25 protein-coding genes are annotated in these 20,959 nt (G+C 70.6%); 11 read left to right on the plus strand and 14 right to left on the minus strand.

Features of this window, described 5'->3' with window-relative positions; all coding sequences use genetic code 11:
* Window positions 1–205: 205 nt before the first annotated feature.
* The 3 genes from bioD to bioB are packed head-to-tail and all read right to left on the minus strand — an operon-like array spanning window position 206 to window position 3,370.
* Entirely contained in the window at window positions 206–910 is a 705-nt protein-coding gene (bioD, locus tag ACIRHA_RS00505; RefSeq protein WP_403842035.1) for a dethiobiotin synthase, read from the minus strand.
* 8 nt (window positions 911–918) lie between these two features.
* The gene (locus ACIRHA_RS00510; protein ID WP_403838264.1) at window positions 919–2,217 is read right to left on the minus strand and encodes an adenosylmethionine--8-amino-7-oxononanoate transaminase; all 1,299 of its coding nucleotides are present in this window, start codon (window positions 2,215–2,217) and stop codon (window positions 919–921) included.
* A complete protein-coding gene (bioB, locus tag ACIRHA_RS00515) occupies window positions 2,210–3,370 on the minus strand; it encodes a biotin synthase BioB (protein ID WP_403838266.1) in 1,161 nt (386 codons plus the stop codon). The genes ACIRHA_RS00510 and bioB overlap by 8 nt, the downstream gene beginning before the upstream one ends.
* A 205-nt stretch (window positions 3,371–3,575) precedes the next feature.
* Here bioB and ACIRHA_RS00520 point away from each other — a divergent pair, with 205 nt between their 5' ends.
* The gene (locus tag ACIRHA_RS00520; RefSeq protein WP_403838268.1) at window positions 3,576–4,745 is read left to right on the plus strand and encodes an 8-amino-7-oxononanoate synthase; all 1,170 of its coding nucleotides are present in this window, start codon (window positions 3,576–3,578) and stop codon (window positions 4,743–4,745) included.
* Here the strand turns inward: ACIRHA_RS00520 and ACIRHA_RS00525 are convergent.
* Both ACIRHA_RS00525 and ACIRHA_RS00530 read right to left on the minus strand, forming a co-directional pair.
* Window positions 4,729–4,938 (minus strand): DUF397 domain-containing protein, encoded by a 210-nt coding sequence (locus tag ACIRHA_RS00525; protein WP_403838270.1) that lies wholly within the window; start codon window positions 4,936–4,938, stop codon window positions 4,729–4,731. The genes ACIRHA_RS00520 and ACIRHA_RS00525 overlap by 17 nt on opposite strands.
* Window positions 4,939–4,988: 50 nt before the next feature.
* Window positions 4,989–5,840 carry a helix-turn-helix domain-containing protein gene (locus ACIRHA_RS00530; RefSeq protein ID WP_403838272.1) on the minus strand — a complete coding sequence of 284 codons (852 nt, stop codon included), beginning with the start codon at window positions 5,838–5,840 and terminating at the stop codon, window positions 4,989–4,991.
* A 284-nt stretch (window positions 5,841–6,124) separates the two neighbouring features.
* On the opposite strand from ACIRHA_RS00530, the gene ACIRHA_RS00535 reads away from it, so the two are divergent.
* On the plus strand, window positions 6,125–6,562 hold the full coding sequence (locus ACIRHA_RS00535; RefSeq protein WP_403838274.1) for an ATP-binding protein: 438 nt from the start codon (window positions 6,125–6,127) through the stop codon (window positions 6,560–6,562).
* Here ACIRHA_RS00535 and ACIRHA_RS00540 read toward each other — a convergent pair.
* The 4 genes from ACIRHA_RS00540 to ACIRHA_RS00555 all read right to left on the minus strand — a co-directional run bounded on the left by ACIRHA_RS00540 (window position 6,546) and on the right by ACIRHA_RS00555 (window position 9,032).
* Window positions 6,546–7,019 (minus strand): DUF6328 family protein, encoded by a 474-nt coding sequence (locus tag ACIRHA_RS00540; protein ID WP_403838276.1) that lies wholly within the window; start codon window positions 7,017–7,019, stop codon window positions 6,546–6,548. The two genes, ACIRHA_RS00535 and ACIRHA_RS00540, sit on opposite strands and share 17 nt — an antisense overlap.
* 48 nt (window positions 7,020–7,067) lie before the next feature.
* On the minus strand, window positions 7,068–7,541 hold the full coding sequence (locus ACIRHA_RS00545; RefSeq protein WP_403838278.1) for a C40 family peptidase: 474 nt from the start codon (window positions 7,539–7,541) through the stop codon (window positions 7,068–7,070).
* 539 nt (window positions 7,542–8,080) lie between these two features.
* Window positions 8,081–8,389 carry a hypothetical protein gene (locus ACIRHA_RS00550; RefSeq protein WP_351331122.1) on the minus strand — a complete coding sequence of 103 codons (309 nt, stop codon included), beginning with the start codon at window positions 8,387–8,389 and terminating at the stop codon, window positions 8,081–8,083.
* A 7-nt stretch (window positions 8,390–8,396) separates the two neighbouring features.
* The gene (locus ACIRHA_RS00555; RefSeq protein WP_403838280.1) at window positions 8,397–9,032 is read right to left on the minus strand and encodes an ATP-dependent Clp protease proteolytic subunit; all 636 of its coding nucleotides are present in this window, start codon (window positions 9,030–9,032) and stop codon (window positions 8,397–8,399) included.
* A 77-nt stretch (window positions 9,033–9,109) separates the two neighbouring features.
* Between ACIRHA_RS00555 and ACIRHA_RS00560 the strand changes: the two genes are divergently transcribed.
* The 8 genes from ACIRHA_RS00560 to ACIRHA_RS00595 all read left to right on the plus strand — a co-directional run bounded on the left by ACIRHA_RS00560 (window position 9,110) and on the right by ACIRHA_RS00595 (window position 16,016).
* On the plus strand, window positions 9,110–9,400 hold the full coding sequence (locus tag ACIRHA_RS00560) for a type II toxin-antitoxin system Phd/YefM family antitoxin (RefSeq protein WP_403838282.1): 291 nt from the start codon (window positions 9,110–9,112) through the stop codon (window positions 9,398–9,400).
* A 210-nt stretch (window positions 9,401–9,610) separates the two neighbouring features.
* The gene (locus ACIRHA_RS00565; RefSeq protein ID WP_326020178.1) at window positions 9,611–9,913 is read left to right on the plus strand and encodes an urease subunit gamma; all 303 of its coding nucleotides are present in this window, start codon (window positions 9,611–9,613) and stop codon (window positions 9,911–9,913) included.
* A 16-nt stretch (window positions 9,914–9,929) separates the two neighbouring features.
* The gene (locus tag ACIRHA_RS00570) at window positions 9,930–10,241 is read left to right on the plus strand and encodes an urease subunit beta (RefSeq protein ID WP_403838284.1); all 312 of its coding nucleotides are present in this window, start codon (window positions 9,930–9,932) and stop codon (window positions 10,239–10,241) included.
* On the plus strand, window positions 10,234–11,955 hold the full coding sequence (locus ACIRHA_RS00575) for an urease subunit alpha (RefSeq protein WP_403838286.1): 1,722 nt from the start codon (window positions 10,234–10,236) through the stop codon (window positions 11,953–11,955). The genes ACIRHA_RS00570 and ACIRHA_RS00575 overlap by 8 nt, the downstream gene beginning before the upstream one ends.
* 55 nt (window positions 11,956–12,010) lie before the next feature.
* On the plus strand, window positions 12,011–12,685 hold the full coding sequence (locus ACIRHA_RS00580; protein WP_403838288.1) for an urease accessory protein UreF: 675 nt from the start codon (window positions 12,011–12,013) through the stop codon (window positions 12,683–12,685).
* 125 nt (window positions 12,686–12,810) lie between these two features.
* Window positions 12,811–13,488, plus strand: a complete 678-nt coding sequence (ureG, locus tag ACIRHA_RS00585) for an urease accessory protein UreG (protein WP_399236108.1) — start codon at window positions 12,811–12,813, stop codon at window positions 13,486–13,488.
* Window positions 13,476–14,249, plus strand: coding sequence for an urease accessory protein UreD (locus ACIRHA_RS00590; RefSeq protein ID WP_403838290.1), 774 nt, complete (start codon window positions 13,476–13,478; stop codon window positions 14,247–14,249). Before ureG ends, ACIRHA_RS00590 begins: the two co-directional genes overlap by 13 nt.
* 132 nt (window positions 14,250–14,381) lie before the next feature.
* Window positions 14,382–16,016 carry an alpha/beta hydrolase gene (locus ACIRHA_RS00595; RefSeq protein ID WP_403838292.1) on the plus strand — a complete coding sequence of 545 codons (1,635 nt, stop codon included), beginning with the start codon at window positions 14,382–14,384 and terminating at the stop codon, window positions 16,014–16,016.
* 7 nt (window positions 16,017–16,023) lie between these two features.
* Here ACIRHA_RS00595 and ACIRHA_RS00600 read toward each other — a convergent pair whose 3' ends face one another.
* Together ACIRHA_RS00600 and ACIRHA_RS00605 are read right to left on the minus strand one after the other, a co-directional pair.
* Window positions 16,024–17,067, minus strand: a complete 1,044-nt coding sequence (locus tag ACIRHA_RS00600) for an NAD-dependent epimerase/dehydratase family protein (protein WP_403838294.1) — start codon at window positions 17,065–17,067, stop codon at window positions 16,024–16,026.
* Between the two features lie 88 nt (window positions 17,068–17,155).
* Entirely contained in the window at window positions 17,156–17,872 is a 717-nt protein-coding gene (locus tag ACIRHA_RS00605; RefSeq protein WP_403838296.1) for a lysophospholipid acyltransferase family protein, read from the minus strand.
* 207 nt (window positions 17,873–18,079) lie between these two features.
* Here ACIRHA_RS00605 and ACIRHA_RS00610 point away from each other — a divergent pair, with 207 nt between their 5' ends.
* On the plus strand, window positions 18,080–18,472 hold the full coding sequence (locus tag ACIRHA_RS00610) for an SSI family serine proteinase inhibitor (protein WP_403838298.1): 393 nt from the start codon (window positions 18,080–18,082) through the stop codon (window positions 18,470–18,472).
* A 55-nt stretch (window positions 18,473–18,527) separates the two neighbouring features.
* Here the strand turns inward: ACIRHA_RS00610 and ACIRHA_RS00615 are convergent, their stop codons facing one another.
* The 3 genes from ACIRHA_RS00615 to ACIRHA_RS00625 all read right to left on the minus strand — a co-directional run bounded on the left by ACIRHA_RS00615 (window position 18,528) and on the right by ACIRHA_RS00625 (window position 20,878).
* Window positions 18,528–18,686 (minus strand): hypothetical protein, encoded by a 159-nt coding sequence (locus ACIRHA_RS00615; protein ID WP_326020160.1) that lies wholly within the window; start codon window positions 18,684–18,686, stop codon window positions 18,528–18,530.
* Between the two features lie 101 nt (window positions 18,687–18,787).
* Entirely contained in the window at window positions 18,788–19,741 is a 954-nt protein-coding gene (locus ACIRHA_RS00620; protein ID WP_403838300.1) for a cytochrome c oxidase assembly protein, read from the minus strand.
* A gap of 111 nt (window positions 19,742–19,852) precedes the next feature.
* Complete coding sequence (locus tag ACIRHA_RS00625) at window positions 19,853–20,878, minus strand: 6-phosphofructokinase (protein WP_403838302.1); 1,026 nt, start codon at window positions 20,876–20,878, stop codon at window positions 19,853–19,855.
* Between the last annotated feature and the right edge of the window lie 81 nt (window positions 20,879–20,959).

Genomic DNA, 20,959 nt, shown 5'->3' on the forward strand with positions numbered 1-20,959 from the left:
GTCTTTCAAGCCCTAGACTCATTACGGGCGCCTAGGGGGTGGGGGGGGGGGGGGGGCCGGCGGGGGGGGGGGGGGGGGGGGGGGGCCGGGGCCCCCCCCCCCCCCCGGGGGCCCCCCCCGGCACCCCGCGCCTCAAACGCCGGCGGGGCTTGATTTGCGCAACGAAACCCCGGCCCCGAGCCCGGCCTGATCCAAACGGCAGGCCCTAGGTCACAAGGTGCCCGTCCCACGCCCCGCCCAACGACGGCGCCAGCCACCTCTCCGCTCGCGCCCGGAACTCCCCGGAGGGCAGCGCCCCGGCTCCCTCCGGCACCGCGCCCAGCAGCTCCGCCCCCGCCGCCACCGGCAGATCCGCCACATTGCAGCGCTCCGCGAGCCCCGGATCGTGGGGCCAGCTGCCGATGACGACGCCCGCCTGGTGCAGGTCACGCGCGCGCAAGGCCTCCCCCGTCAACTGCACGGAGTTCAACGTCCCGAGCCCCGCCGCCGCGACCACGAGCACCGGCGCCCCCAGCAGCCCCGCCACATCCGCCAACGTCGCACCCTCCTCGTCGAAGCGCACGAGCAGACCGCCCGCCCCCTCCACCAGAACGAGATCGTGCGACGCCGCCAACTTCTCCACGGCGTCGGCGACTTGCCGCGGCCGCACCGGCGCGAGCCCGGCCCGCGCCGCCGCCGTCCCCGGCGCGAGGGGCTCCGGATACCGCGCCAGCTCGACCCCCGTCACCGCGTTCCCCGCGAGCCGCAGCACCTCGTCCACGTCCCCCGGCTCCCCGGGCGCCACGCCCGTCTGCGCCGGTTTGAGCACGGCCACCGAACGGCAGGCCCGTGCCGCGACCGCCGCGAGCGCGGCCGTCGTGACGGTCTTGCCCACCTCGGTCCCGGTCCCGGTCACCACCAGCACACCCATCTCGGCGCTCACCCTTCCCGCGACGCGGCCGCGGCGACCGCGCACACCGCACGACCGATCCGTGCCACGTCCTCGTCGCTCGTGACGTACGGCGGCATCGTGTAGACGAGGTCCCGGAACGGCCGCAGCCACACACCCTCCGCGACGGCCGCCCGCGTCGCGGCCGCCATGTCGACCTCGCGGTCGAGCTGGACGACACCGATGGCGCCGAGTACGCGCACATCCCGAACTCCGGCCACCCCGCGTGCCTCTGACAGGGCGTCACTGAGCCCCGCCTCGATCCGCTTCACCTCACCGCGCCAGTCCTGTTCAAGCAGCAGATCGATCGACGCGCACGCGATCGCCGACGCCAGCGGGTTGCCCATGAACGTCGGCCCGTGCGCGAGCACCGGCACCTCGCCCCGCGAGATCCCCTCGGCGACCCGCGATGTGCACAGCGTCGCCGCCATCGTCAGATAGCCACCGGTCAACGCCTTCCCGACGCACATCACATCGGGCGACACCCCCGCGTGCCCGGCCGCGAACAGCTCCCCGGTCCGCCCGAACCCCGTGGCGATCTCGTCGAACACCAGCAGCACGTCGTGCGCGTCGCACGCCTCCCGCAGCATCCGCAGATACGCGGGGGAGTGGAACCGCATCCCGCCCGCGCCCTGCACCACCGGCTCCACGATCACGGCCGCCACCTCGTGCGCGTGCCGGCCGATCGCCTCCCGCAACTGCTCCGCGTACGACTCCTCGTACGCGTCGAAGCCGCTCGGCGGTTCGTCGACGAAGATCTGCTCCTGAAGCACACCCGCCCACAGCCCGTGCATCCCGCCCTCCGGGTCGCACACGGACATCGGCTGCCAGGTGTCACCGTGGTAGCCACCGCGCCACGTCAGCATGCGCCGCTTCTCCGGCCGGCCCAGGGAACGCCAGTACTGCAGACACATCTTCAGGGCGACCTCGACCGACACGGACCCCGAATCGGCGAGGAAGACGTGCTCAAGGCCCTCCGGTGACATGTCGACAAGGCGTTCCACGAGCCGTACCGCCGGCTCGTGCGTCAGACCGCCGAACATCACATGGCTCATCCGCCCCAACTGCCCGCGCGCCGCCTCGTCGAGCACCGGGTGGCCGTAGCCGTGGATCGCCGACCACCACGAAGACATCCCGTCCACCAGCTCGCCGTGCCCCGCGACCCGCAGCCGCACCCCGGCCGCCGACTCGACGACCAGGGGCTGCTGTGTGCCGGGCATCGGACCGTACGGGTGCCAGACGTGCCGCCGGTCCAGGTCGAGCAGTTCGTCCAGGTTCAGTTCAGGCATTGGGCGCCAGATCCGTCCCCGCACCCCGGCGGCGTACGGCGACGAGATCGGTGCGCGCCCCCTCGGCCCCGGTGGCGGCCTCGGTCCCGGTCTCCGATGAAGTTCCGGTCTCCGGTGAAGGGGCGCAGGTCGAACCGCAGCCACCCACGGCCCGGTGCTCGGGCAGTGTCACCTGCTCCGTGCCCTCCACCTCGAACCCCGCGTCGGCGATCATGTCCAGGTCGGTCTTCCCCGCCTGGCCCTCGCTCGTCAAGTAGTCACCCAGGAAAATGGAGTTGGCGATGTGCAGCGCGAGCGGCTGCATCGACCGCAGGTGCACCTCGCGGCCGCCCGCGATCCGCACCTCCACGTCCGGGCACACGAACCGCACCATGGCCAGGATCCGCAGACACCGCTGCGGCGTCAGGTTCCACTCCTTGGCCAGCGGCGTCCCCTCGAACGGGATCAGGAAGTTCACCGGCACCGAATCGGGGTCGAGTTCGCGCAGCCCGTAGACGACGTCGACCAGGTCCTCGTCGCGCTCGCCCATGCCCGCGATCAGGCCGGAGCACGCGGAGAGGCCCGCCTCGTGCGCCTTCTTCACGGTGTCGACGCGGTCCGCGTACGTGTGCGTCGTGGTGATGTCGCCGTACGTCGCCTCGGAGGTGTTGAGGTTGTGGTTGTACGCGTCCGCCCCCGCGCCGCGCAGCCGCTCCGCCTGTCCGTCGTCGAGCAGGCCGAGGCAGGCGCACACCTCCACGCCCTCGTTCTCGGACTTGATCGCGTCGATGGTCCGCGCGACCCGGTCCACGTCCTTGTCCGTCGGTCCGCGCCCGCTCGCCACCAGGCACACCCGCTTGGCGCCGCCCGCGACGCCGGCGGCCGCCGCCTTCGAGGCCTCGTCGGGCTTCAGCCACGTGTACTTGAGGATCTCCGCCTTCGAACCGAGGCGTTGCGAGCAGTACGAGCAGTCCTCCGGACACAGGCCCGACTTGAGGTTCACCAGATAGTTGAGTTTCACGCGCCGCCCGAACCATTGGCGGCGCACCTTGTCGGCCGCGGCCACCACGTCGAGCAGTTCGTCGTCCGACGTCGCGAGTACCGCGAGCGCCTCTTCACGGCTCGGCAGTTCGCGCCGAAGCCCCTTGTCCACCAGCGTGTTCAGCAGGTCCATGGGCCCTGATCCTTACCTATCCCGTGGCCCTGGGGAAAGGAGACTCCCTACAAAGGACGGCGTACGTCGTGTGGGTATTGCCACATCCTGCCCGAGTGGCGCGGGCGCTAGTGTCTGTGCATTACCTACAAAGCACGGCACCTACAAAGCACGGCTCGCCCATTCACGGCACCGCTCACCCATTGCCGGACTCGCAGAGGGACTCATGGTCACGCCCCACACACCCGCGTTCGGCTGGATCGACGCACAGCGGCGCGCCCGCGAGGACGCGGGACTCGTCCGCACGCTGCGCCCGCGCCCCGCGGACAGCCCGGTGCTCGACCTCGCGAGCAATGACTACCTGGGGCTCGCCAGGCACCCCGAGGTCGTCGAGGGAGCGGCCGGGGCCGCGCGCCGGTGGGGCGGCGGGGCCACCGGGTCCCGTCTGGTGACGGGCAGCACCGAACTGCACGCCGAACTGGAGCGGGAACTGGCCGAGTTCTGCGGTTTCGAGGCGGCCCTCGTGTTCTCCTCCGGGTACGCGGCGAACCTCGCCGCCGTCACCGCGCTCGCCCCGCACGGCTCACTGATCGTGTCCGACGCGGGCAACCACGCCTCGCTGATCGACGGGTGCCGCCTCGCCCGCGGCGCCACGCAGGTTGCCCCGCACGCGGATCCGGCAGCCGTCCGCAAGGCGCTCGGCACGCATGATGGGCCGGCCGTCGTCGTCACCGACTCGGTCTTCTCGGTGGACGGCGACCGGGCGCCGGTCGCCGAACTGGCCGAGTCTGCGAGGGAGTTCGGGGCGGGACTGATCTTTGACGACGCGCACGGGCTCGGTGTCGTGGGTCACGGCGGGCGCGGCGTCCCGCACGCGGCGGGACTCGCGGGCGCCGCCGACACCGTAGCCACCGTCACCCTGTCCAAGTCCCTCGGCAGTCAGGGCGGCGCGGTCCTCGGCCCGGCCCACGTCATCGACCATCTCGTCAACGCGGCCCGCACCTTCATCTTCGACACGGGCCTCGCCCCGGCCGCGTGCGGATCGGCCCTCGCGGCGCTGCGACTGTTGCGCCGCGAGCCCGAACGCGCCGCGCACGCACGGCACGTAGCGACGTCACTGCATCAACTGCTCAGGGGCGAGGGCCTGTTGGCCGTACGCCCCGACGCCGCGGTCGTATCCGTGCGCGCACCCTCGCCCGACGCGGCGGTGCGCTGGGCGGCGGACTGCCGGGACGCGGGGCTCTCGGTGGGGTGCTTCAGGCCGCCTTCCGTGCCCGACGGCATCGCGCGGCTGCGGCTGACCGCCCGCGCCGACCTCACGGAGACCGAGGTCGCGGAGGCCGTCCGGGTGATCAGCCGCACCGCACCCAACGGAGCAGCTACCGCAGGGAGTTGACGAACGCCCGCCATGTCGTGGACGTGAACAGGAGCGCGGGCCCCGTCGTGCGCTTGGAGTCGCGTACGGCCAGCAGACCGGCCGTCGCGCCCGTCCCCAACGGGGCCGTCTCCACGCAGTTGTTGGCGCCGGTGCTGCGGCTGCTGCGCCGCCATCGGACGCCGATCAGCGACGTGCTGCGGGCAATGGCCATGATGCCTCCTCACGCGATGCCGGCGCACGACGAGGTGTCGGCGTCCTCGCTTACCCGGCAATCGCTGCGATGAATTCCAGTGAATCCTCGGGTGATCTGGCATGGAGCAGAAGAGCGTCGAAGGCGTCCGTGTACGCCTCGAGGTCTTCTTTCCGCTCAAGGTAGAGGCTACTCGTCAAATGGTCGAGAACAACCACATCCAGATCAGATGTGTTCGGAAATGAGAACACAACGAAAGGTCCCGTCAAGCCGATATGGCCACCGGACGAGAACGGAAGCACATGGATCCGGACATGTGGCATTGCCGCCGCCTCGGCCAGATGCGTCAACTGCCGTCGCAGCACTCCGTTCCCGCCCACCTCCCTGCGCAGCACCGCCTCGTCGAGCACGGCGGTGAGCCGCAGCGGCGGCTCGGCGCGCAGCACGTCCTGGCGCGCGAGCCGCACATCCACCAGCGCGTTGATGTGCTGGTCCGACGCCCCGTTCAATACCGAACGTGTCACCGCGTGCGCGTACTCCGGTGTCTGCAGCAGCCCCGGTACGACGCTCGTCTCCAGGGTCCTGATGCGGCACGCCTGGGACTCGAGGCTGATGAAATCGCGGTACGCGGGCGGCAGCAGACTCCGGTACGCGTGCCACCAGTGCTGCCCGCCCGGCCCGTCCCCGCCGGCCAGTGCGACCACCAGCTCGCGCAGTCGGGGATCGCGGGCCTCGAAGGCGTCGAGCAGCCGCAGCACGTCCGAAGGCTTCACGCCGCTGCGCCCTGTCTCGATCCTGCTCACCTTCGACTGGTGCCAGCCGACGAGCCTGGCCGCCTCCCCGCTCGTGAGGCCGGCCTGGACGCGCAGCGTCCGCAATTCGGCACCGAGCTTGCGGCGGCGTACCGCGGGACCGTATTTCATGGAGGACTCCTCGGGCTCCTCGCGCCACCCGGCCGGACTCCCTCCCGGCCCGCGCGGGGCGCGTGTCTGAGCCGACGGTAGAGGACGGAGCGGGCCGCGGCCCAAATGCTGTCCACCGTCGCAGAGTTCACCGCATCGAGCGACAGATATATGCATATCTTGGGGGATCGGCACCACAGTGGGACGTCCAAGTGGCAATCTGGCGCGAAGCAGTTGCCGGGGGCCGCACGCGAGTGATCCGCGCGGCCGGACGAGCCACCTCGGCGGGAAAGGGACACGTCGCCATGGCAGACCACCAGGAAGCATCCGTCACCCTGCCGAGCGATCCCGCCTCGGTCTCGGCCGCCCGCAGGTATGTCGCCACCATCCTCGGGGACTGGGGCATGGCGTCGGGTACCGACGCGGCGGACACCATCCGTCTGATCGTGTCCGAGCTCGCGACGAACGCGGTGCAGCACACGCGCGGGCAGTCACCCACGTTCACCGTCGACATGGAGCTGGAGCGCGACGAGGAGCTGCGCATCGGCGTCACCGACAGCCACCCCCGCTACCCCAAGCGGCTGCCCGCCGCGGTCCAGCAGGACAACGGCCGGGGCATGGTCATCATCCGCTGTCTCACCGCGGAGTGCGGCGGCACGCTGACCGTGCGACCGACCCCCGAGGGCGGCAAGACGGTGTTGATCACGCTGCCCTGGGTGGTCCCGGTCAGCCGTCCCGCCTGAGGACCGCCCGCCGCAGCAGCCACGGCAGCAACCCCCACAGGCCCGTACAGACGCAGAACGTCCCGGCGCCGGCCGCGATCCCGCCGCCCCTGCCGACCGTCACATCGACCACGAGCAGCACGGACCCGCTCAGCGCCAGCACCAGCGCCACCATCCCGTACGCGGCGAGCCGCGCGGACACCTGCACGATCAGCCGCTTCGCGCCCAGTTGGAAGAGCACCCGGTGCACCGCGGCCGGCGCCGTGAACAGCGCGGCCGCGATGACCGTGAGAAGCAACGTCGTGACATACGTGGCCCGTTGGACCGTGTCGAGCGCCGGAAAGCGCGAGGTGAACGCAAGGGTCAACAAGAACGCGAACAGGAACTGCACGCCGGTCTGGATGACCCGGAGCTCCTGAAGGAGTTCTCCGAAGTTCCGATCGGCGCGCTCCAACGGCGTCTCGTTGCGCTCGTCCATCCCTTACGAGTATCCGCTCGCGGCACGCTCAAGCGCGAGCGCGGCGGCTCACCGCACCCGGCCGTACAGCACGCTGTTCGTCCAGATCCGCTCGAGGCGCACCTTGGCCCCGGTCTTCGGGGAGTGCCAGATGCGGCCCTTTCCGGCGTAGATGCCGACGTGGTAGATGCTCCGGCCGGAGCGGAAGAACACCAGGTCACCTCGTGTACGACTGGACCTCGAGATGTGTCGGCTCTTGTTGTACTGCTGGGCCGCGGTGCGCGGCAGCTTCTTGCCCGCCCGCTTGAACGAGTAGAGCGTGAGGCCCGAGCAGTCGAACCGGTGCGGCCCGGCGGCGCCCCACTTGTACGGTGCACCCTTCTTGGACGCGGCGACGTGCAGTGCCTTGACGGATGCCGTGGCCGCTGATGCGTCGGAAGCGGCGCCGGGGACCATGAGTCCCGCGCCGGCGACGGCGATGGAGAGGGCGGAAGCGGTACCCGCCCGGGTCAGCAGCGACGGAACACGATTCAGCGCAGTCATGCGCAACCCTTCGTCAGCCGCCTGTGAAGGATGACCTGTCGGGTTCGGGTGGCGAAGTTGCCCGGCCGCGTGCTGCGGCTTCACCCCAAGGACCGTCCGGCGCGGCCTCTGACGAGGCGCGGCGGGGGCCCGTCGTGCTCGGGTCCTCCACTCCTGCCGATGCACTCCTGTCGACCTGGCATCCGCACGGCGGCAGGACTCGGCGTCCGTGCGGACCGCCCCGCCGCGGCGGCGGGGGCTTGTCGTCGCAACGGATCTTCACGCACGGCACGGGCGAAAACCGAGGTGAACCGGCGGTAAGTGAGCCTCGTCACGCTTGGCCTGTTCGGGTGGACGGTGCGGCTTTCGTCCCCGTACGCCGAGACCCGACGAGCCCCGTACCAGCGGCGGAACGTCGGATTCCGGCAGCGGCCTACGGTCCGTACGCAACTTTGCCGGGCTCGTTTGCGTACGGGGCGCTGGGCCGTACGGGGTACCCCGTACGGGTCGTTTGGGTCGCGGTGTGGCGGTTCGGGATTCTCGGTGAGCGGTCCCCGGCGTCAACCGACCGTTTCTGACGGCAACGTGACCCGATTGGTGCGCCGCTCCCCGTCCAGGACGCGCAGCGCCCGCGCCAGCGTGCTCGCGTGCACCCGGCTCTCGCCCCTCTGGTGCATCAGGTTCAGCGCGTCCCGCAGCTCCACCGCCCGGCTCACCAGCGCCTGCGCCGCGCGCAGCCCGCTGTAGGTGTCATCGCCCCGGGCCGGGTTGATCCGCGCGATGAGGTCGACCACCTCCAGGTAGCGGTCCACGAGCTCGCACTCGGCGCGGGTCATCGCGGGCAGCGGCGGAAGCTCGGGCGGATACATCGGCCGATCACCTCGCGCCGGGGGAGCGCAGCGAGCCGGTCCGGCTCTCCACGACGTGGTCCACCAGGCCGTATTCGAGGGCCTGTTGGGCCGTCAGTACGGTGTCCCGCTCGATGTCCGCGCCGACCTGCTCCTTGGAGCGCCCGCTGTGCTCGGCGAGCAGCTCCTCCAACTGGTCGCGCATGCGCGTGAGTTCGCTCGCGTAGATCTCCAGGTCGCTCGGCTGGCCCTGGGCCGGCTCGGGCAGCGAGGGCTGGTCGATCACCACGCGCGCTCCGGGCAGCGTCGTCCGCTTCCCCTGCGCCCCCGCCGCGAGCAGCACCGCGGCCACGGACGAGCACTGGCCCAGGCAGGTCGTCGCCACGTCGCAACTGACGAACTGCATCGTGTCGTAGAGCGCGGTCATCGCACTGAACGAGCCGCCCGGGGAGTTGATGTACAGGGAGATGTCCTGGTCGGGCGCCAGGTACTCGAGGTGCATGAACTGCGCCATCACATCATTCGCGGAGACGTCGTCGATCGGCGTGCCGAGGAAGACGATGCGCTCCTCCAGGAGCTTCGAATACGGGTCGAGGGTGCGGCTCCCCGAGCTGGTGCGCTCGGTGAACTCGGGCAGGACGTAGCGGCCGGACGGACGGGTCATGGTGCCTCCTCGAGACGCTGCTTCAGGACCTGCTTCTCCAAAAATGTACAGGACGTACATGACGTACGATGGTGAGCATGGCCTACGAGATTCCGGTGACGCAAGCCAGGGCTGAGCTCGCCGACCTGATCAACCGCGTCGTGTACGGCAGCGAGCGAGTGGTCGTCACTCGGCACGGCAAGCCGCTCGTCGCCCTGGTCTCGGCCGCCGACCTGGAGCGACTCGAGGCGATGGGGGCCCCTGCCGGAGATGTCGTGGATGAGCCGGTGGTCACGTCTGTGTCACGAATTGGCACCCTGACGTCCGCTCCCGGCGAACAGCAAAGGTTCGGTATTGCCGCCGAGCACCGCGGCCCCGAGATGAGGTAGTGAGGTCGGCGTTCAGCAATGAGACGGTCAAGCGTCGGTTAACGCCGTTGAAACTCCGTTGAATTACCCTCCAGCCCCAGGTCATCGGCCGCTTTTCGCGGCAGGGTCCGCACAGATGTGCGCCTTTGTTGTGTGTTACATCTAGACCCGTCGCGGTGGCCGCGGCAGCCGGGCCCGCACGGTCCGGCATGAAGGACTGTGAGGTGGATCGTGCAACTGACCCCGCACGAGCAGGAAAGACTGCTCATCCATGTGGCATCCGACGTCGCCGAGAAGCGTCGGGCCCGGGGTCTCAAGCTCAATCATCCCGAGGCGGTCGCGCTGATCACCTCGCACATTCTCGAAGGTGCCCGGGACGGGCGCACGGTGGCCGAACTCATGGCCTCCGGACGCAAGTTGCTCACCCGTGACGACGTCATGGACGGCATCCCCGAGATGATCCATGACGTGCAGGTCGAGGCGACGTTCCCGGACGGCACCAAGCTCGTGACCGTCCATGAGCCGATCGTCTGACGGGGGAGCGACAGTCATGATTCCCGGAGAAATCCTCTTCGCCGACGAGCCGGTCGCATACAACGAGGGCCGCGACGTCATACGTATGACGGTGCTCAATGCCGCCGACCGTCCCATCCAGGTGGGCTCCCACTACCACTTCTACGAGGCCAACCCCGGCCTCGACTTCGACCGCGCCGCCGCCCGCGGCAAGCGGCTGAACATCGCCGCGGGCACCGCCGTTCGCTTCGAACCCGGCATCCCCGTCGACGTCGAACTCGTAACCCTCGCAGGCGATCGCATCGTCACCGGCCTGCGCGGCGAGACCGGAGGTGCCCTCGATGCCTGAGCTGTCCCGTGCCGCCTACGCCGATCTGTTCGGCCCCACCACCGGCGACCGGATCCGGCTCGCCGACACCGACCTGCTCGTCGAGATCGAGGAGGACCGCTCCGGCGGCCCCGGCCTCTCCGGCGACGAGTCCGTCTTCGGCGGCGGCAAGGTCATCCGCGAGTCCATGGGCCAGTCGCGCGCCACCCGCGCCGACGGCACCCCGGACACGGTCATCACCGGCGCCGTGATCATCGACCACTGGGGCGTCGTCAAGGCCGACATCGGCATCCGCGACGGCCGCATCACGGCGATCGGAAAGTCCGGCAACCCGGACACCATGGACGGCGTCCACCCCGACCTCGTCCTCGGCCCCGACACCGAAATCATCGCGGGCAACGGCAAGATCGTCACCGCCGGCGGCATCGACACCCACATCCACTTCATCTCGCCGACCCAGTTCGACGAGGCCCTCGCCTCCGGCGTCACCACGCTGGTCGGTGGCGGCACGGGTCCCGCGGAGGGCTCCAAGGCGACCACCATCACCCCCGGCTCCTGGCACCTCGCCCGGATGTTCGCGGCGATGGAGAACAGCCCGGTCAACATCGGCTTCCTCGGCAAGGGCAACACCATGTCGAAGGACTCGATGCGCGCCCAGCTGCGCGGCGGTGCCATCGGCTTCAAGATCCACGAGGACTGGGGCGCGACCCCGGCCGTGATCGACGCCTGTCTCGACATCTGCGAGGAGTCCGGCGTCCAACTCGCCGTCCACTCCGACACGTTGAACGAAGCCGGCTTCGTCCAGGACACCTTCGACGCGGTCGCCGGGCGGACACTTCACGCCTTCCATGTCGAGGGCGCGGGCGGCGGGCACGCGCCCGACATGATCACCGCGGTGTCGCTGCCCAACATGCTGCCGTCGTCCACCAACCCGACGCGGCCGCACACCGTCAACACCGTCGAGGAGCACCTCGACATGCTGATGGTCTGCCACCACCTCAACCCGGCGGTTCCCGAGGACCTGGCCTTCGCCGAGTCCCGCATCCGGCCCACCACCATCGCGGCCGAGGACATCCTGCACGACCTCGGCGCCATCTCGATCATGTCCTCGGACTCCCAGGCCATGGGCCGGGTCGGCGAGGTCATCATGCGGACCTGGCAGACGGCGCACGTGATGAAGCGCCGCCGCGGCTTCCTGCCCGGCGACACCCGCGCCGACAACGCGCGCGCCCGCCGCTACGTCGCCAAGTACACGATCAACGCGGCCGTTTCGCAGGGCATCGACCACGAGGTCGGCTCCGTGGAGTCCGGCAAGCTCGCCGACCTGGTGCTCTGGGACCCGAAGTTCTTCGGCGTGAAGCCCCAACTCGTCGTCAAGGGCGGACAGATCGCGTACGCGCAGATGGGCGACGCCAACGCCTCCATCCCCACGCCGCAGCCGGTCCTTCCGCGCCCGATGTACGGCGCGTACGGCAAGGCGCCCCAGGCCAACTCGGTCAACTTCACCAGCGAGTGGGCGATCGAGGACGGACTGCCGGAGCGGCTCGGGCTCGGACGGTCGTTCGTGCCGATCCACTCCACTCGTGGCCGCGGCAAGTCCGACATGGTCAACAACGACGCCCTGCCGCGCGTCGAGGTCGCCGCCGACTCGTTCGCCGTGACCATCGACGGTGAGCTCGTCGAGCCCGCCCCGGCCGCCGAACTGCCGCTCGCGCAGCGGTACTTCCTGTTCTGATGCGGGTCCGTATCGGCCGGGTACGTACGGTGCGTGAGGGGCGGGTGCGTACGTCATGACCCGTGCCGCACTGCTTGTCCTGGCCGACGGCCGCTTCCCCGCCGGAGGGCATGCCCACTCCGGTGGGGCGGAGGCCGCGGTCAAGGCGGGCCGCATCACCGACGCGGCGAGCCTGGAGGCGTTCTGCCGGGGGCGGCTGCACACCAGCGGGGTCGTTTCCGCTTCGTTGGCCGCTGCCGCCGCGCTCGGCATCGACCCCGGCACGCTCGACGAGGCCGCCGACGCGCGTACGCCGTCGGTCGCGCTGCGGGTCGTCGCGCGCAAGCTCGGGCGGCAGATGATGCGGGCCGCGCGTGCCACCTGGCCGCACCCTGAACTCGACGCCCTGGCGCGGCAGTTCCCCAAGGGGGCGCATCAGCCCGTGGTGCTCGGGCTCGCCGCGAGGGCGGCTGGGCTCGGGGCGGAGGATGCCGCGTACTGCTCCGCGTACGAAGGGGTGGGTGGGGCCGCGACCGCCGTGGTGCGGTTGCTGAGCCTCGATCCGTTCGACGCGACCGGGGTGTTGGCGCGGCTCGCGCCGGAGGTCGATCGGGTGGTCGCGGATGCCGTGGAGGCGGCGCGGCGGGTGGTCGATCTTGGGGTCGACGCGCTTCCTGCGGGGTCGGCGCCGTTGCTGGAGATCGGTGCGGAGGCGCATGCGGCCTGGCCTGTGCGGCTGTTCGCGTCCTAGCGCAGTCGCCCCCGCCGCCCCTTCCCATTCCCGACCCCCGGGGGCTTCGCCCCCGGACCCCCTTGTCCTCAAACGCCGGACGGGCTGGAAATGCCGACCGGAACAGATTGGAGCCGTGTATCACCATGCACCTTGGACACACTCACGACGAAGCCTCCGCCGTTTCCGCCGACGCGCACCGGCCCGACGGAACCCGGCGGGCGCTGCGGATCGGGCTCGGCGGGCCCGTCGGTTCGGGGAAGACCGCGACCGTCGCCGCGCTGTGCCGCGCGCTGCGCGAGGAGCTCTCGCTCGCCGTCGTCACGAACGACATCTACACGCGTGAGGACGCCGCGTTCCTGCTGCGCGAGGCCGTGCTGCCGCCCGAGCGGATCACCGCCGTGGAGACGGGCGCCTGCCCGCACACCGCGATCCGTGACGACATCTCCGCGAACCTGGAGGCCGTCGAGGACCTGGAGGACGAGGTCGGCCCGCTCGACCTGATCCTCATCGAGTCCGGCGGCGACAACCTCACCGCCACCTTCTCCAAGGGCCTCATCGACGCGCAGATCTTCGTGATCGACGTCGCGGGCGGCGACGACATCCCGCGCAAGGGCGGGCCCGGCGTCACCACCGCCGACCTGCTCGTCATCAACAAGACCGACCTCGCCCCGTACGTCGGCTCCGACCTGGCGCGGATGGAGGCCGACGCCAAGGAGGCGCGGGCCGAACTCCCCGTCGTGCTGCAGTCCCTGCGCTCCGAGGTGGGCGTCGGGGACGTCGCTGCCTGGGCGCGGGAGCGGCTCGCCGCGTGGACCGCGTGAGCGCGGGCGTCAGGTCCACCGCCCGGATCGTCGCGCGCGGCGACGGGCGGGGCGGCACCGCGCTGCCCGTGATGGAGGGTGAGGGCTCGTTCGCGCTGCGCCGCACGCGCGGCGCGAGCACCGGCGAGGCCCGCGTCATGCTCGTCGGCGCCATGAGCGGTCCGCTCGGCGGCGACCACCTCACCGTGGCGGCGCGCGCCGACGAGGGGGCTCATCTGCATGTGGGCTCCATCGCCGCGACCATCGCCCTGCCGGGGCAGAACAAGGGCGAGGCCCGTTACGACGTACGGCTCGACGTCGCCGACGGGGCCCGACTCGACTGGCTTCCGGAGCAGTTGATCTCCGCGGGCGGGAGCGATCTGCGGGTGACGACGCGCGCCGATCTCGCGCCGGGCGCGCGGCTCGTGCTCCGCGAGGAGCAGGTGCTCGGGCGTGTGGCCGAGGAGCCGGGCCGGCTCACCAGTCGGCTGACCGTGTACCGGGCCGGGCGCCCGCTGCTCGACCAGGAAGTGGCCTGCGGCCCGGGCGCGCCCGGCGGCTGGGACGGCCCCGCCGTCCTCGCCGGCCACCGCACCCTCGGCCAACTCGTCGTCGTACGCCCGGAGTTCGAGATCGACAAGCCGTCCGCCGCCCTCCTCGACGAGGCCGGAACGGCCGCGCTCACGCCGCTCGCGGGCCCCGCCGTGCTGGTCACAGCGGTCGCGCCGGACGCCCTGCTGCTGCGCCGGACGCTCGACGAAGCGCTGAGCCGACTGGCCTGAACCGCTCACCGGGGCGAGTTATACCGTTTATCGGATTGGTAAAGAACGCCCGCTGTCTCTGTTGCCAGGGGCCCCGCACGCGTCAGGATCCGCGTACCGATCAGCAACACGATCGACGTACGGATCGAATCGATGTGCGGGAGGCCTCACTTGAGACGGACCAGACAGACAGCGCGCGGCAGCCGAAAGGCGGTGATCGGCTCCGCGGGCGCGTTCGCCGCGGCGGCGCTGATAGCGGGCGCGGTCACCGCCCCCGTCGCGCAGGCCGACGCACCCAAGTCCGGCAGCAGCACCGCCGACCGCCAGGCGCGCGGCGCGGCCTACGCCGCCGCCAAGGCCGCGAAGGCCGGCGTCGACTGGAAGGACTGTCCCGCCGACTGGGGCTTCGCCAAGCCCATCCAGTGCGGTTGGGTCAGCGTGCCGCTCGACTACACCAAGCCGAACGGCAAGCAGATCAAGCTCGCCGTGGACCGCATCGGCAACACCGGCACCAAGGACGAGCGCCAGGGCTCCCTCGTCTACAACCCGGGCGGTCCGGGCGGCTCCGGCATGCGCTTCCCGACGCGTGTGACCACCAAGAACCCGATCTACGCCAAGATGGCGAAGGCCTACGACTTCGTCGGCTTCGACCCGCGCGGCGTCGGCCACTCCGCGCCGATCTCCTGCGTCGACCCGCAGGAGTACGTCAAGGCGCCCAAGGCCGACCCGGTCCCCGGCTCCGAGGCGGACAAGCTCGCCCAGCGCAAGCTCGCCAAGGAGTACGCGGACGGCTGCTACGAGAAGAGCGGCGAGATGCTGCCGCAGATGACGACGCCGAACACCGCGCGCGACCTCGACGTCATCCGTGCCGCCCTCGGCGACAAGAAGCTCAACTACCTCGGCGTCTCCTACGGCACCTACCTGGGCGCCGTCTACGGCACGCTCTTCCCGGGCCACGTCCGCCGCATGATCGTCGACAGCGTCGTCAACCCGGCCAAGAGCAACATCTGGTACCAGGCGAACCTGAACCAGGACATCGCCTTCGAGGGCCGCTGGAAGGACTGGCAGGACTGGGTCGCCAAGAACGACGCCACCTTCCACCTCGGCGACACCCGCGCCAAGGTCCAGCAGCAGTGGGAGACCCTGCGCGCCGCCGCGAAGAAGAGCCCCATCGGTGGGGTCCTCGGCCCGGCCGAGCTGATCGCCTTCTTCCAGAGCGCGCCGTACTACGACTCCTCGTGGGTCCCGGTCGCGCAGACCTGGAGCAAGTACGTCGCCGGCGACACCCAGGCCCTGGTCGACGCCGCCGCCCCCGACATGTCGGACACCGCGGGCAACGCCGCATCGGAGAACAGCAACGCGGTCTACACCGCCGTCGAGTGCGCCGACGCCAAGTGGCCCACCAGCTGGTCGAAGTGGGACAAGGACAACACGGCGCTCCACAAGCAGTACCCGTTCATGACGTGGGCCAACGCGTGGATGAACCTGCCCTGCGCCACGTGGAAGACCAAGCAGCAGACGCCGCTGGACGTGAAGACCGGCAAGGGCCTGCCGCCGGTCCTCATCGTGCAGTCCACGCGTGACGCCGCCACCCCGTACGAGGGCGCCGTCGAGCTGCACAAGCGCTTCAAGGGCTCCCGCCTGATCACCGAGAAGGACGCGGGCTCGCACGGCGTCACCGGTCTGACCAACCCCTGCATCAACGACCGGGTCGACGGCTACCTGCTCACCGGCAAGACGGACGGCAAGGACGTGACATGCGCACCGCACGCCACGCCCAAGCCGTAGTAATCCGCTAGTTTTGCGCGACCGATGACGCCAGCCAGGCGTCCTCGGCCGCGTAGTCGAAGAGACCGGTCGTGTACGACGCGACCATCTTCGGGAAGCCGGTCTCCCAGTCCTGCTCCCGCAGCCGCGCGGTCAGCCACTCGACCGTCTCCGGGAGCGCGTCGGCGTACGTCGTCACCGGCTTGTACCCCAACTCCCGCCCGGCGGCCGACATGTCGAAGACGAATGGGTGGGGCAGCGACCACGGAGTGTCCCCGACGGTCGGCGCCGGCGGCGGCCCCGGCACGAGAACGGTCTCCGCCTCCACGCCCATCAACGCGTCGATCATCGTGCCGATCTCGGCGACGGTGGGGCAGTCCGGGTCGGCGCCGTTGAGCACCCGCGATCCCGGCCGCGCCGCGGCCAGCCGTACGAGCTCCGCCAGGTTCCGGGAGCTCGCCGGGTTGAAGCGGCTCTCCCCGTCGAACGCGAGCACGCGTCTGCGGCGCCCGTCGAGGTTCCGCTTCACGAAGTACAGCTCGCGCGGCGTGCGGCAGTACGGTCCGTGCACCGCGGACGCCCGCAGCAGGGTCGTCGGCAGCGCGTCACCGAGCGCCAGCAGATCCCGCTCCAGCTGCACTTTGCGCGTCCCGTACGTCGCGTCGCCCGGCGCGAGCGTGCGGTCGGTCTCCTTCACGGGGCCGTCGTAGCGCGGCCAGCCGTCCGGCTCGCCCTGCGTGTCGAAGCTGCGCCCTTCGTCGTCCTCGTAGACGGCGCCGCTGGAGATCACCACCGCCGAACCGATCCGGCCCGCGAGGCCCGCGAGCTGCCGTCCGTGCTCCCGGGTGAAGGCCACCAGGTCGACGACGAGGTCGACGCCGCCCCCGACCAGCTCCGCGAGCGCCGCGTCGTCCTCCCGGTCGAGCCGCACCGCCCGCACGCCGTCGGGCCATCCCGCGTCCCGCCCGCCACCGCGCGAGGCCGCCGTCACCTCCCAGCCGTCCTCCGCGAGCGCCCGCACCGTGGGCCGCCCGATCTGCCCTGCCGCACCGATCACCAATGCCTTCTTCATGACCGGACCGTACGTCGGCGGGGGCCGCCCGGACCCCGGAATCTGCTCAGCGCAGAGCGCGGAACCCAGGAGGTCGGCGGGGGAGTGGTCAACTCAGCGGCAGCCGCGGGAACTTCCGGGCCTTCTCCTCCTCGGCCTCCGCCTTCACGAGCGCCGCGTACTTGTCGACGTACTCCTGCCCGGACAGCTCCAGGATCGCGTACATGATCTCGTCGGTGGCCGCCCGCAGGATCGCCTTCTCGCCGTCCATCCCGGCGTAGCGCGAGAAGTCGATCGGCTTGCCGAACCGGATCGTCACCCGGCGCATCGTCGGGATCACCTGGCCGGGCGGCTGCGCCTCGAACGTGCCGATCATCGCGCACGGCACCACCGGCGCCCCCGCCTTGAGCGCCATCGCGGCGACGCCGACCTTGCCCTTGTACAGACGCCCGTCGTGCGAGCGCGTGCCCTCCGGGTAGATGCCGAGCAGCTCCCCGCGGCGCAGCACCCCGAGGCCCTCCCGGATCGCCGCCTGCCCGGCTTCCTTGCCCGAGCGGTCGACCGGGATCTGGCCCGCGCTGCGGAAGAACGCGGCGGTGAACCGGCCCTTGAGTCCGGGCCCGGTGAAGTACTCGGCCTTGGCCAGGAACGTGATCCGCCGCTTGATGATCGCGGGCATCAGGAAGTGATCGGCGAACGACAGATGATTGCCCGCGACGATCGCGGCGCCGGATTCCGGTATGTGCTCCAGGCCCTCGATCCGGGGCCGGAAGAGCAGCCGCAGCAGCGGCCCGAGAATCACGTACTTGAGCAGCCGGTAGAACATCCCGATCGCCTTCCCCCACAGACCACTTGGACCGCTTGAGCTCCGCTTGTGCCGTCGCGTGCTTGCGCACAGTAACCAATCGTCGGCGTCGGCGCGAGAGCCCGATCGGGCCTTGTCCGGGGCCTGATCGGCGCGTCCGCTTGGCGGCGGTGGCCCCGGCGGGTGCTCTGTTCCCACCCTGACGTCCCAGCACCGGAGGTATTCCGTATGCGTTCCGTCTACGTGGCCGCTGCCGCGTTCCTGTCCCTGGCCGCGGCCGCCCCGGCCGCAAGCGCCGTGACCACCGGGCCCGAGCAGCCGCGAGAGCTGTTCCTGACCGTCTCCGGCGCCGAGAACACCTGGGTCCGGGGTGTCCACTTGAACTGTGTGCCGCGGCCCTCGGGGGAGCACCCGCACGCCGCCGAGGCCTGCGCGGCCCTCGAAGCGGCCGGTGGCGACCTGGACGCGCTGCCGGTCGAGCAGCAGATGTGCACCCAGGTGTACGACCCGGTGACGGTCGAGGCCACCGGCACGTACCGCGGCAAGGCGATCGCCTGGCACAAGACCTTCGGCAACGCCTGCACGATGGAAGCCTCGACGGGCTACGTCTTCCGCTTCTGAACCCCGGAGGGGTCCTTGGAACCCGGGGCCCCTGGAGTCTTCGGCCGTCCCGCCGTCAGCTGCTGCGGGACGCCACCATCGCCACAGTGAGCAGGCCGAGCACCACCCAGCCGAACCACAGCCACCCGTTGCTGCCGAGCGCCACCGTGTAGGCGGTCACGGCCACCAGGCCGCCCACGGTGAACGCACCCATCGTCTTCGTGGAACCGGGCATCACACACCCTCCTCCCGGCAGTCGGACATGTCCGACCGCGACCAGGAGGCCATATTCACCCGTAACGGGGTAGTGGCGCTACTGCCACGCGCGAGGTGGCGCTACTGACCGCGCGCGTTGAGGGAGGCCAGATAGGCGTTGTACGCCGCCAGTTCCTTGTCGCCGTCCCGGTCCGCGGCGCGGTCCTTGCGGCGCGCCTGCCGGTCGTCCGACTTCTTCCACTGGAAGAGCAGGGCGAGCAGCACCAGGACCGAGGGCACCTCGCTGAACGCCCAGGCGATGCCGCCCGCCGCCGTCTGATCGGCGAGCGGATCGATGCCCAGTGAGGCGGGCGGATTCTCGAACGTGCCGACCATCGTCGTCGACGCCATCATCAGCGCGATCCCGAAGAAGGCGTGGAACGGCATGCCCGCGAACAGCTCCAGCATCCGCATCACATAGCCGGGCCGGTGCGGGCCCGGGTCCACGCCCATGATCGGCCAGAAGAACACCAGGCCCACCGCGAGGAAGTGCACCATCATCGCGAGGTGGCCGACCTTGGACCCCATGAGGAAGTCGAAGAGCGGCGTGAAATAGAGCGCGTACAGGCTCGCGATGAACAGCGGGATCGTGAACGCCGCGTGCGTGATGATCCGCATGTAGCGGCTGTGCAGCAGCCACAGGAGTACCTCGCGCGGGCCCTTGCTGCCGCGCTTCGCGGACACCGGAAGCGCCCGCAGCGCGAGGGTGATCGGGGCGCCCATCAGGAGCAGGATCGGCGACAGCATGCTGATGACCATGTGCTGCACCATGTGCACGCTGAACATGACCATGCCGTAGTCGTTGAGTTTGGTGCACATCACCAGGCCGATGGTGAGCACGCCCACGACGAACGAGATCGTCCGGGACACCGGCCACGCGTCACCGCGCCGGGCCAGCCGCACCACCCCGTAGCCGTACAGGGCGAGCGCCAGCAGGCACCCGACGAGGAAGAAGGGGTCGGCCGACCATTCAAGGCCACGCCCCAGCGTGAACGGCGGCAGATCCATGTTCATGCCGTGCCCGCTGTGATCCATCCGCCGGCTCCTGTTGCTCGTTTCGTACGGATTGTGCGCACCCAGAGTAGAACTGCCCCCGGCCGCTGCTTCGGCCGGGGGCAGTTCTGTGCGGTTCGGGCGGGGTGTGGATCAGAGCACGCACTCGGCTTCGGCGTACCGCTCGTCCGGCACCGTCTTCAGGGTCTCCACGGCCTCGGCCAACGGCACCATCAGAATGTCGGTGCCACGCAGCGCGGTCATCTTGCCGAACTCCCCGCGGTGCACGGCTTCCACGGCGTGCCAGCCGAAGCGCGTGGCGAGCACACGGTCGTACGCGGTGGGGGTGCCGCCGCGCTGGACATGGCCGAGGATCACCGGTCGGGCCTCCTTGCCGAGGCGCTGCTCCAGCTCCACGGAGAGCTGCCGGGCGATGCCGGCGAAGCGCTCGTGGCCGTAGACGTCCTTGGCGCCCTCGTCGAACGCCATCGATCCCGCGCGCGGCTTGGCGCCCTCGGCGGCGACGACGATCGCGAACTTCTTGCCCGCCTCGAAGCGCTCACCGACCTTCGCGGCCAGTTCCTCGACGTCGAAGGGGCGCTCGGGGACGACGACGGCGTGCGCGCCCGCGGCCATGCCGGAGTGCAGCGCGATCCAGCCGGTGTGCCGGCCCATGACCTCGACGATCAGCACGCGCTGGTGCGATTCGGCGGTGGTCTTGAGGCGGTCGAGCGCCTCGGTGGCGACGCCGACGGCCGTGTCGAAGCCGAAGGTCACGTCGGTGACAGCGATGTCGTTGTCGATCGTCTTCGGTACGCCGACGATCGGGAGGCCGCTGTCCGAGAGGAGGCGGGCCGCCTTCAGGGTGCCCTCGCCGCCGATCGGAATGATCGCGTCGAGACCGAGGTCCGCGACGTGCTCCTTGGCCCGCTCGATGCCGTCGCGCAGATGCGCGGGCTGTACGCGGGAGGAGCCGAGGATGGTGCCGCCGCGGGCGAGGATGCCGCCCACCGCGTCGAGGTCCAGCTTGCGGTAGTCGCACTCGAGCAGGCCCTTCCACCCGTCGTGGAAGCCGATGACCTCGTCGCCGTGGTCGACGACGGCACGGTGCACGACCGAACGGATCACGGCGTTCAGACCGGGGCAGTCTCCGCCGGAGGTGAGGACACCAATACGCATAAGCCCGGATTACCTTTGCAAACGTGGGCCGTTGGCCGGACCACGCCGTCCGGCTGGACCCCCGTACCTTATCGGCGTCCG

The sequence above is a fragment of the Streptomyces sp. NPDC102360 genome (assembly GCF_044766085.1).
In the GTDB taxonomy this organism is placed as follows: domain Bacteria; phylum Actinomycetota; class Actinomycetes; order Streptomycetales; family Streptomycetaceae; genus Streptomyces.

Coding starts and splice junctions, on each gene's coding strand:
- bioD (WP_403842035.1), bottom strand. CDS start 910: ATGGGTGTGCTGGTGGTGACCGGGACCGGGACCGAGGTGGGCAAGACC.
- ACIRHA_RS00510 (WP_403838264.1), bottom strand. CDS start 2,217: ATGCCTGAACTGAACCTGGACGAACTGCTCGACCTGGACCGGCGGCAC.
- bioB (WP_403838266.1), bottom strand. CDS start 3,370: ATGGACCTGCTGAACACGCTGGTGGACAAGGGGCTTCGGCGCGAACTG.
- ACIRHA_RS00520 (WP_403838268.1), top strand. CDS start 3,576: ATGGTCACGCCCCACACACCCGCGTTCGGCTGGATCGACGCACAGCGG.
- ACIRHA_RS00525 (WP_403838270.1), bottom strand. CDS start 4,938: ATGGCCATTGCCCGCAGCACGTCGCTGATCGGCGTCCGATGGCGGCGC.
- ACIRHA_RS00530 (WP_403838272.1), bottom strand. CDS start 5,840: ATGAAATACGGTCCCGCGGTACGCCGCCGCAAGCTCGGTGCCGAATTG.
- ACIRHA_RS00535 (WP_403838274.1), top strand. CDS start 6,125: ATGGCAGACCACCAGGAAGCATCCGTCACCCTGCCGAGCGATCCCGCC.
- ACIRHA_RS00540 (WP_403838276.1), bottom strand. CDS start 7,019: ATGGACGAGCGCAACGAGACGCCGTTGGAGCGCGCCGATCGGAACTTC.
- ACIRHA_RS00545 (WP_403838278.1), bottom strand. CDS start 7,541: ATGACTGCGCTGAATCGTGTTCCGTCGCTGCTGACCCGGGCGGGTACC.
- ACIRHA_RS00550 (WP_351331122.1), bottom strand. CDS start 8,389: ATGTATCCGCCCGAGCTTCCGCCGCTGCCCGCGATGACCCGCGCCGAG.
- ACIRHA_RS00555 (WP_403838280.1), bottom strand. CDS start 9,032: ATGACCCGTCCGTCCGGCCGCTACGTCCTGCCCGAGTTCACCGAGCGC.
- ACIRHA_RS00560 (WP_403838282.1), top strand. CDS start 9,110: ATGGCCTACGAGATTCCGGTGACGCAAGCCAGGGCTGAGCTCGCCGAC.
- ACIRHA_RS00570 (WP_403838284.1), top strand. CDS start 9,930: ATGATTCCCGGAGAAATCCTCTTCGCCGACGAGCCGGTCGCATACAAC.
- ACIRHA_RS00575 (WP_403838286.1), top strand. CDS start 10,234: ATGCCTGAGCTGTCCCGTGCCGCCTACGCCGATCTGTTCGGCCCCACC.
- ACIRHA_RS00580 (WP_403838288.1), top strand. CDS start 12,011: ATGACCCGTGCCGCACTGCTTGTCCTGGCCGACGGCCGCTTCCCCGCC.
- ureG (WP_399236108.1), top strand. CDS start 12,811: ATGCACCTTGGACACACTCACGACGAAGCCTCCGCCGTTTCCGCCGAC.
- ACIRHA_RS00595 (WP_403838292.1), top strand. CDS start 14,382: ATGTGCGGGAGGCCTCACTTGAGACGGACCAGACAGACAGCGCGCGGC.
- ACIRHA_RS00600 (WP_403838294.1), bottom strand. CDS start 17,067: ATGAAGAAGGCATTGGTGATCGGTGCGGCAGGGCAGATCGGGCGGCCC.
- ACIRHA_RS00605 (WP_403838296.1), bottom strand. CDS start 17,872: ATGTTCTACCGGCTGCTCAAGTACGTGATTCTCGGGCCGCTGCTGCGG.
- ACIRHA_RS00610 (WP_403838298.1), top strand. CDS start 18,080: ATGCGTTCCGTCTACGTGGCCGCTGCCGCGTTCCTGTCCCTGGCCGCG.
- ACIRHA_RS00615 (WP_326020160.1), bottom strand. CDS start 18,686: ATGCCCGGTTCCACGAAGACGATGGGTGCGTTCACCGTGGGCGGCCTG.
- ACIRHA_RS00620 (WP_403838300.1), bottom strand. CDS start 19,741: ATGGATCACAGCGGGCACGGCATGAACATGGATCTGCCGCCGTTCACG.
- ACIRHA_RS00625 (WP_403838302.1), bottom strand. CDS start 20,878: ATGCGTATTGGTGTCCTCACCTCCGGCGGAGACTGCCCCGGTCTGAAC.